8 protein-coding genes are annotated in these 16,489 nt (G+C 56.8%); 6 read left to right on the top strand and 2 right to left on the bottom strand.

Going from position 1 to position 16,489, the window contains the following annotated elements:
* Positions 1 to 50: 50 nt before the first annotated feature.
* Both AC1Z24_RS28920 and AC1Z24_RS28915 read right to left on the bottom strand, forming a co-directional pair.
* Complete coding sequence (locus AC1Z24_RS28920) at positions 51 to 509, bottom strand: REP-associated tyrosine transposase (protein WP_483743712.1); 459 nt, start codon at positions 507 to 509, stop codon at positions 51 to 53.
* A gap of 248 nt (positions 510 to 757) precedes the next feature.
* Positions 758 to 1,018 carry a hypothetical protein gene (locus AC1Z24_RS28915; RefSeq protein ID WP_483743711.1) on the bottom strand — a complete coding sequence of 87 codons (261 nt, stop codon included), beginning with the start codon at positions 1,016 to 1,018 and terminating at the stop codon, positions 758 to 760.
* 453 nt (positions 1,019 to 1,471) lie between these two features.
* Between AC1Z24_RS28915 and AC1Z24_RS28910 the strand changes: the two genes are divergently transcribed.
* The 6 genes from AC1Z24_RS28910 to AC1Z24_RS28885 all read left to right on the top strand — a co-directional run bounded on the left by AC1Z24_RS28910 (position 1,472) and on the right by AC1Z24_RS28885 (position 16,463).
* Positions 1,472 to 1,780 (top strand): hypothetical protein, encoded by a 309-nt coding sequence (locus AC1Z24_RS28910; protein WP_483743710.1) that lies wholly within the window; start codon positions 1,472 to 1,474, stop codon positions 1,778 to 1,780.
* Between the two features lie 272 nt (positions 1,781 to 2,052).
* Positions 2,053 to 5,952 carry an RCC1 domain-containing protein gene (locus tag AC1Z24_RS28905; RefSeq protein ID WP_483743709.1) on the top strand — a complete coding sequence of 1,300 codons (3,900 nt, stop codon included), beginning with the start codon at positions 2,053 to 2,055 and terminating at the stop codon, positions 5,950 to 5,952.
* Positions 5,953 to 6,037: 85 nt separating this feature from the next.
* Positions 6,038 to 6,955, top strand: coding sequence for an Ig-like domain-containing protein (locus AC1Z24_RS28900; protein WP_483743708.1), 918 nt, complete (start codon positions 6,038 to 6,040; stop codon positions 6,953 to 6,955).
* 34 nt (positions 6,956 to 6,989) lie between these two features.
* Positions 6,990 to 8,600 carry a hypothetical protein gene (locus AC1Z24_RS28895; RefSeq protein ID WP_483743707.1) on the top strand — a complete coding sequence of 537 codons (1,611 nt, stop codon included), beginning with the start codon at positions 6,990 to 6,992 and terminating at the stop codon, positions 8,598 to 8,600.
* Between the two features lie 161 nt (positions 8,601 to 8,761).
* Positions 8,762 to 11,005, top strand: a complete 2,244-nt coding sequence (locus AC1Z24_RS28890; RefSeq protein ID WP_483743706.1) for a hypothetical protein — start codon at positions 8,762 to 8,764, stop codon at positions 11,003 to 11,005.
* Positions 11,006 to 11,255: 250 nt separating this feature from the next.
* Positions 11,256 to 16,463 (top strand): beta strand repeat-containing protein, encoded by a 5,208-nt coding sequence (locus AC1Z24_RS28885; RefSeq protein ID WP_483743705.1) that lies wholly within the window; start codon positions 11,256 to 11,258, stop codon positions 16,461 to 16,463.
* Positions 16,464 to 16,489: the final 26 nt, after the last annotated feature.

The following is a 16,489-nucleotide window of genomic DNA, read 5'->3' as shown; positions in this document are numbered from 1 at the left end:
GCCTGACACACCGCGAACAAGTTCGCTCCTACCCTGATATGTGCCTGACGCTACAACCACACTGCATCCCACAATGGATAATCACCCACGCGCTTCACCAATCCGGCTCGCAAGGGGTTGGCGACGATGTAGCGCGCATGTTTGCACAGGTCTTCTTCACGACGTAGCGCGTGGTCATAGAAACCCTTCTGCCAGACCCGACCTTCGTTGCTACATACCTTGTTGACCGCCAAGGCGCTGCGAGCCTTGACCTGCTTCAGCAGCAAATCAAGCGATGCCTTCTTCAATTTGAACAGCCAGTGAAAGTGGTCAGGCATGACAACCCAGGCCATTGACTGTGCCAGACCTTGCCGTTCTGCCCGGCGAAACTCTTGAACGACAAGCCTGCCCAGTTGCCAGTCGGCGAAGATCGGACAGCGTTGGTGGGTAGTGGCGGTGACTATATAGATCTGGTCGATCTCGGAAAAACGACCTTTCCTGAGGCAGTGGGCATGTTCGAGATAAGCCAATTCGTGGCGCTCCTTGCCAATAGCTGAGGAGCGAATTTAACGGCCAGCCAGCAGAGATGCTTTCTTATAAGATGCCGGGATGTTTCGGTTTCAGGCCCGGCGACGAGCAGGACCATCGCGGTATATCAGGTGCAATATATCGCGGGGTAGAAGCCAACTTGTTGGCGAGGCGGCGTCTGAAGTCCACGACGACTTTGAATAGACGAACGCGCTCGGGAATGAGTTCGCTTCTACAACTCGCAGCCCGATCAGCCATGCTGCTGTTTGTAATGCGCCAAAGCCGGCAACAACTCCTTATCAATCGCCTGGCGCACCGCCGGCAGGATCGTCGCACTGCCGGTCAACAACTGCTCGCCCATACGCCGCAGCGCCGTGGCGCGGTCCGCGGTCAGGCCGCAAACGGCCTGGGCGCAAGCCTGTTCAGCGGTGGCGCCGGACGGCATTTCGAAGCCAATGGAGCGCAGTTGGCTGATCAAGTCTTCCTGGTCAATCAAATCCACATGCATCATGAGCGTTGTTCCTTTCAATCGGGCTTGTCTCGATTCTGGTAGTACGACGTCTTGTCAGCAACCCCGAAAACCGCAGATGTCAGAGATGGCTATGAGTATGTCGTTTTCGACTAACTCACCTGCCGGTACAGCGGGCACACTGGCTTCGCTCACCAGGCGCGGGGCATGGTTTGGTCACCTTCTGCACCGCGTGGATTTCTCAGGCAACACCTCCAGCCCCGGTTTTGTGACGGCTTGACCGGGGCTTTTTTCAATTCCCTTCGCTGACATCACTTCCGATGTATGGCTCGAAAACCTAGTATTTCTGACAGTAGGCAGTCCTGCATTTCAGGTTTTCAATCATATCTCGTTCATTGTGTTCTTTGGTACGAGCAAACCTGGAACGTTTGAACAGGGACAGAATTGGCAAGTAAGCCGATTCTTCATGCCTTATATTCGAAAGAGGTAATGGTCATGGCGAATGCAAATCAGAAAAACGAGACTGTGGTCATTGAAAGTGTAATAGATGGTCAAGGAAATGCGGTGCCGAATGGTGGCCAGACGAGCGCCAGGCTTCTGAAATTGTCGGGCAGAGGACCCGCTAACGTTCCTGAAGGTACCGCTGTCAAGATTGAAGATAATCTGCAACCTTTTAAAACTTTTACCACTCAAGGTGGTGGTTTTTTTGTGGATTTATTCGATGTTCAGCCGGGCCGTCATAAATATACTGCTTACATAGAGAGTGTTGGGACCTCATTGGCTTGGCGGGTTACTGTTGTTTGATGAGTGCGCCTTAATGTTCTGAATAAATCAACTGGCAGGGCATGACCTGTTGTTCCGGTAATTCCGGTAATTAAGACGGCGCCCTCATCTGTAACGATTGAGGTGGGGCGTTTTTTTGGAGTCCCCTTCCACCCTTTGCGATGCGGATCAGACGGCTCCGTTACCGACCCGACTAGCGGCCCGAAAACCTATCATTTCTGATAGTAGGCATCCCCTCGGTTTAGGTTCTCAATACCGTCAGCTTTTACATAATCCAGAACAAGGAGTCCTCCATGACTACTTCACTTGCGCTCCCCATCCTGGAAATCCCAGGGAGCACTGGCCCGATACCGACGGGTGAACTGGGCATCAATATCGCTGCGGCGCAGGACAATTTCCCTCACAACGGCTTGCAACTTTTTATCCCCGCATGGAGTGCCATGGGCGCAGGCGATAGTGTGCAGGTATTGCTCGGCGGTAACGTGGTGGCTTCCGATACCATCGATCTGTCGGAAGTGGGCGAGCGCGTCACGCTGTTCATCGCCTCGCAAAGACTGATCGATGGCGCCACAACCGTTGGCTATCGGGTTACGCGGCTTGGGCAGCAGCCTGAACCCTCGGCCGACCTGGATATCTACGTCAAGCTCGACCGGCCTGGTGGCAAGGATCAGAACGGCGATGTACCGGGGCATTCAGAGCTGCATCTGTTCATCGATCCGGAAATTATCAATAACGGCGTGGATAAGGACCTGGCCGAGCAAGGTGTGCCGGTGACTATCGATCCTTACCCCAATATCGCCGAGCACGACGTTATCCGTCTGAGCTGGGGGGGGCAGTTTGTTCGGCATGAAGTGACGGCGCTGCAGGCTGATGGCACTGAACCGATTGAAATGCTGGTCGATGAAACGACGATATTGGCCGCCGGTGATTCCGGGACTGAAGGCCTGGCAGTGACCTTTGAAGTCTATGACATGGTCGACAACCGTTCCGAAGACTGGAGCGCCGAAATACGGATTGTCGTGGATACCGACAATACGCGGTTGGAGGCCATGTTTATCAAGGAGGCGATAAATAATGTCCTTAATCTGGACGCGTTAGAGGGTAGGCCCGCTACGACGCAAGTTGTAAGGGGCAGCAAGTTTGCAATAGGCGATAAAATTGTCGTAAATATCAGGGGGACTCCGGAAGAGGGGGCTCCTGTGGATGTCAACTTACCTGATAAGGAGATCATGCCCACCGATCCGGCGATTATCGAAATCCCGGTCCCGAATGTCTGGATTCGCCAACTGGCCAAGACCCAGGCGATTTTTTCCTACCGGTTGATCAAGAAGGACGGCTCGGCGGATCTGTTATCCAAAGGCCGTTTTATCAACGTCATTGGCGAAGTGCAGCGCCTGGCTGCACCGAACGCCCTGGACAAAAACCAGGGGAGTATCGATCCCGACTTGCCAAACACTACCATCGAGATTCCATGGGATGACTCCATGGCTGAAGGTCAGGTGATCGATCTGAAGTGGCTGGGCGTGCGCCCGAACCAGAGCATTTACTTTCCTGAGCTGGACTTTCACCCCATCACCCACCGCGAGGCCGAGGCGAAAGAGCCGATCCGCATGACGGTGTCGGGCACTCATCTGCAGGCGATCAGGGGCGGGACGCTGGAGCTGTATTACGAATTGCTCAGCGATGCGCGAATCAAGGACGTAGTACGCCGTGAGTCCTTGCATGCCGCTCTGTTGAATGTGGGTGAGCCGCAGGCGGAACTGCCAGTGCCTGTTGTCGATGGCGAACAGGACGGCGTGTTGAATCCCGAGGATGTACCCGGCGGCACTCGGCTGATCGTGCCGATGTACAACGGTATTACGGCGGGTGACGACGTGCATTATGAGTGGCGCGGCTCAGAAACCGGTCTGAGCACTGACTCGATCCGGCTCAACTCTGTCACGGCCACCCGGCCTGTGCCGTTTGATATCGGCTATGCACTGGTCGCGGATAACCTGGGCGGCACAGTAGATGCCTCATATTACGTGGAGAGAAACGATGGCAGGACCAGTACCTCAGACGTGCTGGCGCTGCAAATCGGCGAAGGTCAGCCCGGGCAGTTGCTGTTGACCGTTGAAAATGTCGAAGACGGTCAGCTGAATCTGGATGACGTCGCTGCCGGGGTAAAAGCAGCGGTTGCGGCCTATGACGGTATGGGGTCGGGCGATACGGTGTTTTTATATTGGGCCGATGACAAGGGCTCTGAATACGACACGTCCAAGGGCGTTACCAGCGGCATGGTTGGCTTGCCGGTGCCCTTTACAGTGCCTTATGCCACCGCTGCTGCCAGCTTGAATGCAAATGTCACGATGACCTGCACGGCCATTTTGTTTGACGGCAGCGAGTTGAGCTCACCTGCGACGGTGTTTTTTGTACGGCAAGGTCAGCAAGTCCCGCTCCCGGCGCCCATCATCGTCGAAGCCAATGGCACGACCCTTGACCCCAACGACGTTCTGCAAGGCGCCAATGTGCTGATCGGCAGCCAAGCGCTACTTAAAGCCGGTGACAGAGTGACCTTGACCTGGCAGGGCCAGCCAGGTGATGGCTCGGTTGCACCGACAGTACCTGTCTCCGCCGATGGTGAGTTACGTATACCCATTGCTTACACCACCGTTGTCGCCAACGACGGCCATAGTGTTCGGCTGAGTTACACCATTGATCGCCAGGCGGGTGAGGATGAAGGACCGTCTCCGATCGCAACCTATGAAGTACGCAGCGAGCAGGTCTCGGGCACTCTGAAAGTCATGGGTGCGCGCTACAACCGCAGCAGTTATCGCGCTTCAGGGACTTCCCGGTTATTGCGCGCTTTAAATGCCACGACACTGCAGCCTGTTGCCGCGCAATGGCAGTATGAGGGCGCCCCCGGCTGGACAACGGCTACAAACTGGCGAGACACCGATTGCTGGAAGCCGCTGCACGTCAGAACCAGTGATGATGCAATGACGTTGCATCCGGCCAATATCGTCGGCAACGGGACTGATGCGCAAACGGCGGGCGCCGCGGCTTTTGTCGCCCATCGCGACGAAGGTGATGTCGTTGGCTGGGGCATGGAAGCTTATGGCGCGAAGATTCCCTCGACCATCATTACGATGGATGACATCGTCGAGGTGAGCTGCACGCGCAGTGCCTATGCCGCCAGACGCAAGGACGGCAATGTTGTGGCGTGGGGTACGGCCGCTGATGGCGGGTCGATGGGGGGTATCGATACGCTGGGATTCGAGGCAGTCATCGGCAACAGCTCCGCATTTGCCGGCATTAAAACCACGGGGCGAGTGGTCGCCTGGGGGGCGGAGACTTCGGGCGGCACGGTACCGGCGCCAATCAGTCAGCTCACGGACATCAGGCAGGTATGCGGCTCGGGGACAGCCTTTGCCGCGCTGCGTGGATCAGGTCAGGTCGTGGCCTGGGGGGCCGAAGACATGGGCGGAGCAGTTCCCGGCGATATCGCCGGGCTAACCGATATAGTCGAAATCATCGGTAATTTTGGTGGCTTCGCTGCATGGCGCGGCAATGGCCGGTTGGTAGCGTGGGGAGCCAGTGGCTATGGTCCAACGGTGCCCGATGATATTGCCTCAATGACCGATATCATCGAGTTGAGCGCCGCTACTGCAAGGGCGTATACCGCCAGGCGAGGCGTTGGCCGAGTGGTGGCCTGGGGCCCGGCAGCCTACGGCGGGGAAGTGCCGGACCTGATTGCCGGGCTGACGGATATCCTTTCAATCAGCAGCACCTGGCAGTCATTCGCAGCACTAAGAGGCAATGGTCATGTGGTGGCCTGGGGGCTGGCCGCAACGGGAGGAGAGGTCCCCGATGCAATTGCGGCATTGAACGATATTGTCCAGGTGGCCGGTTCTTCCAAGGCATTCGCCGCGCTACGCAAAAATGGCCAGGTGGTGGCTTGGGGCGATGCTACGTTGGGTGGCGATACGACAGCGGTCGTCGACTCGTTGACCCATATATTGGCGATCTACAGCAATACCAATGGCTTTACGGCGCTGGCTTCCGATGGTCGGGTAGTAACCTGGGGTCACCCTACAGGTGGCGGTGACAGCAGTGCCGTGCAGGACCGGCTGGAAGGTCAAGTCTCTTATAAAACGAGTGCCACCTCACGCGACTCTGAAGTTGTTCCCGTTCAGGTTTTATCAAGTCAATAAGCGCGGACAACGGCAAAACTTCAACGAACGTAACCGTGCTCATTGAAGTGGGCCGGGCAGGCAACTTATTTTCAGGGAGGCTGAAATGACTATTAAAAAATTGGCCCCTGCTTTATTGCTCGCAAGCCCTTCGGTGGATGAAGCCCCGGGCGGAATTCTTGACCCGCAAGATATCCCTGCCGAAGGTGCGACGGTAAGGATCAAGGCTTATGACGGCATGGCCTATCGGGACCGCGTTTATGTGTCTGTGGCCGATTATACCGACGATATACAGATCTCCAGTATTGCCGTCGGCAAGGATGTACTGTTTACGGTTGCACCGGAAGTCTTTGACGTGGGGGCCGGTAATATCATTGATGTCAGTTATGAAGTGCAGTTCTATGAGGGCGAACGCGTCGGATCATCAGTCTTGGAACTGAAGATTGCCGACGATTTTCAAAGCCCGGTGCTTCTTGACTTGGCGGTGCACAATTATGTGGTCATTGCCGATAAGCCGCCGTTATCCATTCCCGCCTATGCGCGAATGTTCAGAGCCGCCAACTGGGGTATTGCACCTTATACCTATAACAGTAGTGCCCCCGAGATCGCTGGTGTTGACCCGCAAACGGGAGAGGCAACGGCCTATCTCAATGGCAGGACCTCTATCACGGCTATCGACAGCAGGCATGAATCGCGTCGCTATCAACTGTCGGTTTCAGGCATCAGGCAACTGCACTTTCTGACGGTCAGTGCGAACTGGGAAGGGATGAAAGCCGTTTGTGTGGTCGCCGGGCTGGAGCCGGTCCCCTTGGCCGATATCCGGCGGCTTTGGGCTTTTTATTACCCCAGCGGCGGGCCGGTAGCCGAATACGCAGGCTGGTTGAACTACCCGTTCTGGACGGCGGATGCGCTGGGGGCAGGGACTGCATGGGCCTATGACCTCAACGGTTCGCAGGTCAATGACAACGCCAGTGGTTTCTCCACGGATACGTACCTGCAAGCATTGGGGATGGACACTCGTTGAGTGCAACAGCCTGGCATAAGGAGGTTTGACTTTAATGGCCATGAAACGTCCGGGAATCCATCTGCTGTTAATGACGCTGCTGATGATCAGCGGCGTTGCCCATGCACTGACGGGCGCCGAAGTCGCGCAACTTCTCAATACGCGATACAACTCGACGGTCGCGACATGCGTCGGCAATCGTCCTGCCTATTTCTGCAGCGGGGTATTGGTCAGGGGCGTGGCAGCGGATCATGCCGGTGGCTTCTGGACCCACAGCCCACAAGCCATTACCCAGGGTGCCGAAAGCTTTGCCTGGCTGCGTGCTGACCTGAGCATCGCCGCGACCGGGGAAAAAAACGGTGTGGTATTTACCGACGCTTTTACGGCGGTCGGTCAGGGTAAAACACTTGAAGTTGTATGTGCCTATCCCTTTGTTGTCGGCGCCGAAAGCACCCGTTCGGACTTCGGTTGCGGCTTGCCGGCGCGCCTGTTCAGGCAAGAGGCGGATGTCAGCTCTTGTGCCGCACTGGGCATCGTTGACGCCGAGCAATGGTTGGCGCATTTCCGGCAACAGGACTTCCAACCGAACCTGCAATGTTCACTCAGCACTCAGGATCCTGCACAGTTCAAGGCCAGCCTGGAGGCCCATGAGCGAATCGATGCGGATTGGTCGAGCAAGCCCAATGAGTTGATGATCAGGAACTGGGACAGTCAGTTGCCCAAGCTTATTCCAATTGAGGCGCTGTTCTATGACAGTACTCAGGCCGACGCACTGCTCGGGGCGCAGTTGGATCAGCGCGACTATTTCGATGCGACAGGGGACTGGTTGCCCATCTTGCGTATGGATTTAAGTGATCCGCAAACGGGTGTTTTCGGGTTCAATCTGCGGGACCAGTTATATATCGGATATACGACAGCCGCAGCGCTCAATGCACGTTATGCCGATACCTCGACAACGTGCCGAGGCGAATATGCCGGGTTCTTCTGTAATGGGGTGCTATTCAGATCAACCGAGGCGACGACGGCTTATCATGCGTGGAATCCCAGCCCTGGTTCTATCGCACACAATGGCGTTTCGTTTTCATATGCCCGGGCTGATGTGACGTTCACCTCGTTGGCTTACAACCGCCCTTTCGGATTCGTCTTCCGGGAGCTTCTTGCTCCCGTCGCGCACCTGCCAACTCTGCGTTGTGCTTACCCCTATGATGCCGCGACAAATGGGTCTACAGACGCATGCACTTTCAGGGGTGTCTGCGAGGATCTGGGAGTGACCAGTGTGGAGATCTGGCAGCAGAAATACTCAGGTACTCCGGGGCGAGGATGCGCATTTTCTGCGACTGCCGCTCAGTTTCAATTAAGCATCGATGTTCGCCATGTCGTGCCGAATATGGCCGACAGGTGGAACGAAATCATCATTGCTCCCTGGCCGCAGAATATTCCCCTGCAACTTCCGCTGGAAGCACTGTTTTATGCCCAGGCCAGTGGCTTGGCTCCTGCCCAGTTTATTCAGCGGGACTTCTACACCCAGACCGGCCACTTTCTGCCCATTGTCGCCATGGATCTGGCCGTCACGGATGGCCGGGTTTTCAGTTACACGCCGCAGGATCAGGTGGCGCCAGGCAGCCCTTCGGCGAGGCGGCAGGTTGTTGAGTCCGGGGCGCAGTAGCCATGGCCAGGGAATGCAGTAACAAGCAGATATCTTCCGACAGGCAGCTGAAATATGCCGGTTATTCTAAAAAAAACCTGTCATTTCTGACAGTAGGCAGCTTCGCGGTTTAAGCATCCAATAACGTGTGCTTCACATTATTCAACACAGGGAGTCTTGCCATGAACACCTTATCTTCCAGTTCCGCTACCAACGATGGCGGACCACTAGCGCTCCCGCCTCTGGAGGTACCGGGAAACACCGGTCCGATACCCTCTGGCGAGTTGGGCATTAACATCGCGGCGGCGCGGGACAATTTCCCTCATAACGGCCTGCAGCTCTTTATTGCGCCATGGAGTTCCATGGGCACGGGCGACAGCGTGCAAGTGCTGCTCGGCGGCAACGTGGTGGCCAGCGATACCGTCGATCAATCGGAGGTGGGCAAGCGCCTCACGCTGTTCATCGACTCGCAAAGACTGATCGATGGCGCCACAACCCTTGGCTATCGGGTTACGCGGCTTGGGCAGCAGCCTGAACCCTCGGAGAACCTGGATATCTACGTCAAACTGGACCGGCCTGGCGGAGAGGATCGCGATGTCGACGAACCGGGGCATTCAGAGCTGCATCTGTTCATCGACCCGGAAATTATCAATAACGGCGTGGATAAGGAACAGGCCGCGCAAGGTGTGCCGGTGACTATCGATCCTTACCCCAATAGTGCCGAGCACGACGTTATCCGTTTGAGCTGGGGTGGTCAGTTTGTTCGGCATGAAGTGACGGCGCTGCAGGCTGATGGCACTGAACCGATTGAAATGCTGGTCGATGAAGCGACGATATTGGCCGCCGGTGATTCCGGGCCTGAAGGCCTGGCAGTGACCTTTGAAGTCTATGACATGGTGGATAACCGTTCTGAAGACTGGAGCGCCGAAGTACGCATTGTGGTGGACACGGGCAATACCCGGCTGGATGGATTGATTGTCAAAGAGGCCCTGCAGAATGTCCTGGATCTGGATGCCCTCGGTGACCAGCCCGTCACGGCGCAGATTATTGCCATGGGCAGTAACTTTGCGCTGGGTGACCAGGTTGTCGTAAGCCTCAAGGGCACTTCGCAAGACGGCACCTCGGTGGACGTCACCTTGCCAGCGCGTGAGATCACCAATATCCCCAGTATTGTCGAAATACTGGTTCCCAACGCCAGTATTCGCCAACTGGCCAAGACTCAGGCGATATTTTCCTACCGTTTGATCAAGAAGGACGGCTCGGGCGAACTGTTATCCAAAGGCCGTTTTATCAACGTCATTGGCGAAGTGCAGCGCCTGGCTGCCCCGAATGCCCTGGACAAGGATCAGGGCAGCATCGATCCGGACCTCGTGCGCACCGCCATCGAAATCCCATGGGATGACTCCATGGCCGAGGGCCAGGTGCTCGACCTGAAGTGGCTGGGTGTTCGTCCCGACTTGAGCATTTACTTTCCCGAACTGGACTTTCACCCCATCACCCACGGTGAGGCCGAGGCGAAAGAGCCGATCCGGATGACGGTCCTGGGCATCCATCTGGTGGCAATCCGGGGCGGGACGCTGGAGCTGTATTACGCCTTGTACAGTGATGCGAGCCGCCAGGAGCTGGTTGGCCGTGAATCCTTGCATGCGGCTGTGTTGAATGTGGGCGAGCCGAGAGCGGAACTGCCCGCGCCGACGGTCGAGGGTGAGCAGGACGGCGTGTTGAATCCCGAGGATGTACCCGGCGGCACTCGGCTGATCGTGCCGATGTACAACGGCATTACGGCGGGCGACGTCGTGCACTACGAGTGGCGAGGTTCAGAAACCGGCCTGGCTACCGACTCGATCCGGCTCAGCAGCATCACCGCCACCCGGCCTGTGCCTTTTGAGATCAATTTCGCCCTGATAACGGATAACCAGGGTGGGACGGTGGACGCTTCGTATTACGTGGAGAGGAATGAGGGCGGGACCAGTGCTTCGGATGTGGTGTCGTTGCGTATTGGTGGGGCGGCGACACGGGAAGACTTTGTTCTAGACCCACTTATAAAAATGGCAAATGGCAGAGAGTACGTAGCACCAAGTGGCATAAAAGTAACGCCTGCTGGGTTTGTTACTTCTATTCTTGGTCCTGAATTTCTTGCGGTCTGGAGTGTCGGGGATCTGAATGTCGTATTTGGTGCGGCGATTTCCGATTTTCGATTGGCTTACACAGATAATCCGTCATCTGAAACGCAAATAAGTTTTTATGATGAGCAGGGCTCGCTGATTAAAGCTCATCCGCTTATTGAAGTACCTGGGAATGATCCATACAAAGAGTTTTTTAGTGGTCAAATCGACAGACCTTGTACTCGCATGGTCCTTCATGCAGTAGCAGATCCTGTACGCCCTATGATGATTGATTTCTTCGAATGGTCCTGGGCTGTCTAGATTTAAAACATTCCAGTCCGTGCGCGCGCCGTACTGATTAGCGTCTGAAGCAGTTTGGTATTGTATTTCCACATGGCGAAGTGGCAAACGCACGACTTTATATTTTGCGCCGTCTATGGCGCAGGTACTTATCATGAACATATTAAATCCATTTTTATTTCCACCTCTCGATCCAGGACCTGCTCCCCTTGCTCTGCGCCCACTATTAGTTGCCGGAATGGTCACGCCCGTTCACGACGGCGATGGGGGTGTGAATATTTCCATGGTTGAAGATGACCCTCAGGGTTTATTAAGTGCGATCGATCCATATCAGAATATGGCCGAAGGCGATAAGCACGACATCGTTTGGAACGGCTTGAATATTGCCAGTCGCGAAGTCGCACCAGGGGAAGAAAATCAACGCTTATTCATGTATTTACCGACGGAAAAGATTGATCCTGACTGGGCAGAGCCCGTGCTCTATCGCCTGACCAGAGTCGGCACGAGCATCCCCGAGGATGCCGCGCCGCTGCGCCTGCGGGTCAAGCTCGACCGGCCAGCGGGGACCGACAAGGACCCGCACTTGCCGGGGCACTCCGAATTGGTCAAGCCCGGGTTGCCGCAGGATGTCATCGACAACGGCGTGGATGCTGAATGGGCGGCGCGGGGCGTGCCTGTGGAAATCCAGCATTATCCGGGACGGGCCGCCTATGACACGATCCATCTGCGATGGGGCAGTGTCAGTCTCTTTCGTGAAGTCACTGCGAGTGAGGCGGGGGGGACGGCCTCCATCAGCATGCTGGTCGACCAGGCGGCGATTCTGGCCGCTGGCGACAGCGACGCGCTGTTGGTGCACTATCAGGTCTTTGATGAAGTCTGGAACTACTCCACTGACTGGTCGCTCAGGACCACGGTCGCCATCGACGCCGGTGCCTGGCGCCTGGATGCGCCCGTCATCAAGGAAGCCGTAAACGGCACGATTGACCTGATTGATCTGGGAAGAAGCGATGTAACCGTGATGATCGTCATGCAAGGTGCGCCCTTCGCTGTGGGTGACGCTATCACCATGACCTGGATTGGTACTCCGGCGACCGGTTTACCGGTGGTACACACTGAAACGGTCACCATCGCAAACGTACCGAGCATTCTTGAACTTAAAGTCCCCAATGCCGATGTACGGGCGATCGCCGGAGGGCTGGCGGATGCTTCCTATGTGCTGAACAAAGCCAACGGTGATCCTGCGCAATCGTCAAAACGGGCCTTCGCCGATGTCGTGGGTGATGTTTCGCTATTGCCGGCGCCGACCATTCGGGAGTTGATCGGCGATGTGCTGGAGCCTGATACCGCCGTTGCAACGGTACTGATTCCCGCCTATCCAGGGATGGCCAATGGCGACCTCATTGACATGGTCTGGCTTGGCAGCATGGCCAACGGTACGCCTTATGTACATGAACAGGCTCATATCGTCATGGCCGGTGAGGTCGGCAGGGCTATCCCGATCAACGTGGTCAACACCCATATCGGCGTACTGGACCGTGGCAGCCTGGATCTCTACTACCGGGTGAGCAACGACAACAGAGCGGTTTATGCGGTAAGTGAGTCGGAGCATAGCTTTATCAGGGTCGAGCAAGTCAGCGCGCAATTACCTGCACCCAAAGTGGTAGAGGCGCCTGATGGCGTACTTGATCCAGTTCTGGTGCCGGATCACGCGACTTTGTTGATCGATTATCTGGGCACCATCGCAGGTGACGAACTGACCTGGTACTGGACGGGCAAACCTGGCGAGGGAACCGGCAGTGACTGGGTGCCGATCACCACGCCCATCGCGGGAAGACCGATCACCTTCCGCATCCTCAGCAGCCTGATCACGCCCAATATCGGCAGCATCGTCAAAGTGCGTTACAGCCTCAAGCGCAAGGCAACCGGCCAATACAGTTATTCCGCGATTCTGGATCTGACCATCGGCTCACTGGTGGGCGAATTACCGGCGCCTGAAGTCCTTGAGGCCCCCGGTGGCGTGCTTGATCCGATGGATGCTACCGCAGGTGTCACGGTTCGCGTCAGTTACGCGAGCATGGACCCGGCACTGGACCGCATCACCTTGAAATGGGTAGGCACACCAGGCGCTGGCAGCTCCATCGATCAAGAGTTGTCGGGCAGCAGTAACGGCTTTGTTGAATTCCCAATCGCGGCCAGTGTTGTAGGGCCCAATATCGGTAAGCCCGTAGACGTGAGTTATGAAGTGCAACGCTATGGCGCAACCTCGCCCTCGCAGGTGTTGAGGTTGACCGTCAGCGACTTCGTCGACCCGGAAAACCAACTGCCGTTGCCGCGTATCACTCAAGCCAACGACAACAGTAAAGAGCTGATCCTGGACTCGTTTACCGGCAATGCCAACGTCACTGTCGGTAAGTGGCCATTTAGCGCCACTGGTCAACGCGCCTGGCTGCGCCTTGTTGGTACGGGCAGTGCAGGGGCCGTGACCATTAACCTGCTGGCTGGCGTGCCGATAACCGCAGGCCAGGTCACTAATGGGCTGAACGAACAAGTGCCCAGGACTGAGCTGCAAAAGCTGACCCATGACACGCCACTGACAGTCGTATGCAAAGTGACATTTGATGGAGCGTCCGTGGAGTCGTCGGCCATCGAGTTCCCTGTTGCGCGATACACCTTTAAAACGTTCGACGATTCGGTGGTGCCGACCCTTGATAGCGTGCGTGATGCCAAAGGTGAAATCACGCAGGGCGGTACGACTTACTTCACCAGTGTGACCCTCAGCGGTACGGCGGCAGCGGGCAGGCAGGTGGAAATTCGTGACGGCACCACCGTGCTCGGCACAGCGACCGCCACAGGGGGCAATTGGACGTATCAAGCCACGGGGCTGACACTCAAGGGCTATAGCATTACGGCCAAAGGCTTGTACGGTGATGAGCCGGTATCGGCGGCGCGCACCTTCACCGTGGCTGCGGCCACTGCGCCGACCATCACTAACGTAACCGATGCCAACGGCGCTATGCCCAATGGCGGTACGACCTACTTCACCAGCGTGACGATTACCGGTACGGCAGTGGCTGGGCAACAGGTGGAAATCCGCGACGGCACAACGGTGTTGGGTACCGCGACCGCAACGGGCGGCAACTGGACGTATCAAGCCACGGGGCTGACACTCAAGGGCTATAACATTACGGCCAAAGGCTTGTACGGTGATGAGCCGGTATCGGCGGCGCACACCTTCACCGTGGCTGCGGCCACTGCGCCGACCATCACTAACGTAACCGATGCCAACGGCGCTGTGCCCAATGGCGGTACGACCTACTTCACCAGCGTGACGATTACCGGTACGGCAGTAGCTGGGAAACAGGTGGAAATCCGCGACGGCACAACGGTGTTGGGTACCGCGACCGCAACGGGTGGCAACTGGACGTATCAAGCCACCGGGCTGACCAATAAGGGCTACAGCATTACGGCCAAAGGCTTGTACGGTGATGAGCCGGTATCGGCGGCGCGCACCTTCACCGTGGCTGCGGCCACTGCGCCGACCATCACTAACGTAACCGATGCCAACGGCGCTGTGCCCAATGGCGGTACGACCTACTTCACCAGCGTGACGATTACCGGTACGGCAGTAGCTGGGAAACAGGTGGAAATCCGCGACGGCACTACGGTGCTGGACACCGTGACCGCAACGGGCGGCAACTGGACGTATCAAGCCACGGGGCTGACACTCAAGGGCTATAGCATTACGGCCAAAGGCTTGTACGGTGATGAGCCGGTATCGGCGGCGCGCACCTTCACCGTGGCTGCGGCCACTGCGCCGACCATCACTAACGTAACCGATGCCAATGGCGCTGTGCCCAATGGCGGTACGACCTACTTCACCAGCGTGACGATTACCGGTACGGCAGTAGCTGGGAAACAGGTGGAAATCCGCGACGGCACTACGGTGCTGGACACCGTGACCGCAACGGGCGGCAACTGGACGTATCAAGCCACGGGGCTGACACTCAAGGGCTATAGCATTACGGCCAAAGGCTTGTACGGTGATGAGCCGGTATCGGCGGCGCGCACCTTCACCGTGGCTGCGGCCACTGCGCCGACCATCACTAACGTAACCGATGCCAACGGCGCTGTGCCCAATGGCGGTACGACCTACTTCACCAGCGTGACGATTACCGGTACGGCAGTAGCTGGGAAACAGGTGGAAATCCGCGACGGCACAACGGTGTTGGGTACCGCGACCGCAACGGGTGGCAACTGGACGTATCAAGCCACCGGGCTGACCAATAAGGGCTACAGCATTACGGCCAAAGGCTTGTACGGTGATGAGCCGGTATCGGCGGCGCGCACCTTCACCGTGGCTGCGGCCACTGCGCCGACCATCACTAACGTAACCGATGCCAATGGCGCTGTGCCCAACAATGGCACCACCTACGACCGTCAGGTAACGCTCACGGGTACCGCGCTTGCCGGACAGCAGGTGCAGATACTTGACGGTGCTAACGTGCTGGGCACCGCGACCGCGACGGGTGGCAACTGGACTTATCAGGCCACTGGATTGACGGTCAAGCAATACAACATCACGGCCAAGGGGCTATACGGCAATCAGCCTGTATCCGCAGTGCGCAGGTTTACTGTGGCGCTGGCAACGGCACCGACCATTACCAGTGTGCGCGATTCCAGGGGTGAAGTGCCCAACGGCGGCACTACCTATGACACCTATGTCGATCTCACCGGCACGGCGGCTTCAGATTCGAGCGTACAGATCTACGATGGCGCGTCTTTGCGCGGCACCGCGTCGGTAACGGGTGGCGCGTGGTCATTCCGGGTGACGGGACTGGCAGTCGGCGGGCATAGCATCACGGCGAGGGGCCAGTATGGGAATTCGCCAGCGCGGGGGTTTACGGTGGCGGTGGCGACTCCGCCTCTCGTGATCGATACTTCGCTGTTGACCCTCAACGGTAGGCTATTCGTTATTGATAGTCATCCAGCTTTACCCATTTCCTGGCCCTCCGGTACTAGTGCTTACCGAAGAGCATCCGGTGGTCGTCCTTCCTATAGTTATAGGACAAGTAACCCCGCTGTTATCACGGTGTCGAATGATGGGTTTGTGGGGGCAAGAGGTAATGGTAGTGCAACTGTGACGGTTAGTGATCTGGACGGGCGGACAGCGAGTTACCCGGTAACTGTATCAAACGTTTCAATTGCGTATGGTTTGGATTATCATAGATATCACGACGGTGTCAGAGTAGCTCAAAACAGGGGGCTGAGAATTCCCAACATGGGAGAGCTCAGAGCTATTTATGCCACTTATGGATCGACATGGCCGCAAGGTAACGATTTTTACTGGTCAACGGATCAAGCGGTAGGAGGTATCAACCCTCATAATTACGTCAAGAACCTTGTTACGGGTGTAGAGGGTATGGGTGACAGTAGTGCTTTACTACCCAATTCGAAATGTTTGGTGACTGCGATCAAATGAAGGCATAGAGGATGGCCGTGCGGTAA

This window comes from Pseudomonas sp. JL23 (assembly GCF_056933585.1).
Note: the sequence above shows the minus strand (reverse complement) of the source record. Positions and strands in the feature narration are given on the sequence as shown.

What these genes read in the sequence shown, in the direction of transcription:
- AC1Z24_RS28915 (WP_483743711.1), bottom strand. Translation starts at nt 1,018, where the DNA reads ATGATGCATGTGGATTTGATTGACCAGGAAGACTTGATCAGCCAACTG.
- AC1Z24_RS28910 (WP_483743710.1), top strand. Translation starts at nt 1,472, where the DNA reads ATGGCGAATGCAAATCAGAAAAACGAGACTGTGGTCATTGAAAGTGTA.
- AC1Z24_RS28905 (WP_483743709.1), top strand. Translation starts at nt 2,053, where the DNA reads ATGACTACTTCACTTGCGCTCCCCATCCTGGAAATCCCAGGGAGCACT.
- AC1Z24_RS28900 (WP_483743708.1), top strand. Translation starts at nt 6,038, where the DNA reads ATGACTATTAAAAAATTGGCCCCTGCTTTATTGCTCGCAAGCCCTTCG.
- AC1Z24_RS28895 (WP_483743707.1), top strand. Translation starts at nt 6,990, where the DNA reads ATGGCCATGAAACGTCCGGGAATCCATCTGCTGTTAATGACGCTGCTG.
- AC1Z24_RS28890 (WP_483743706.1), top strand. Translation starts at nt 8,762, where the DNA reads ATGAACACCTTATCTTCCAGTTCCGCTACCAACGATGGCGGACCACTA.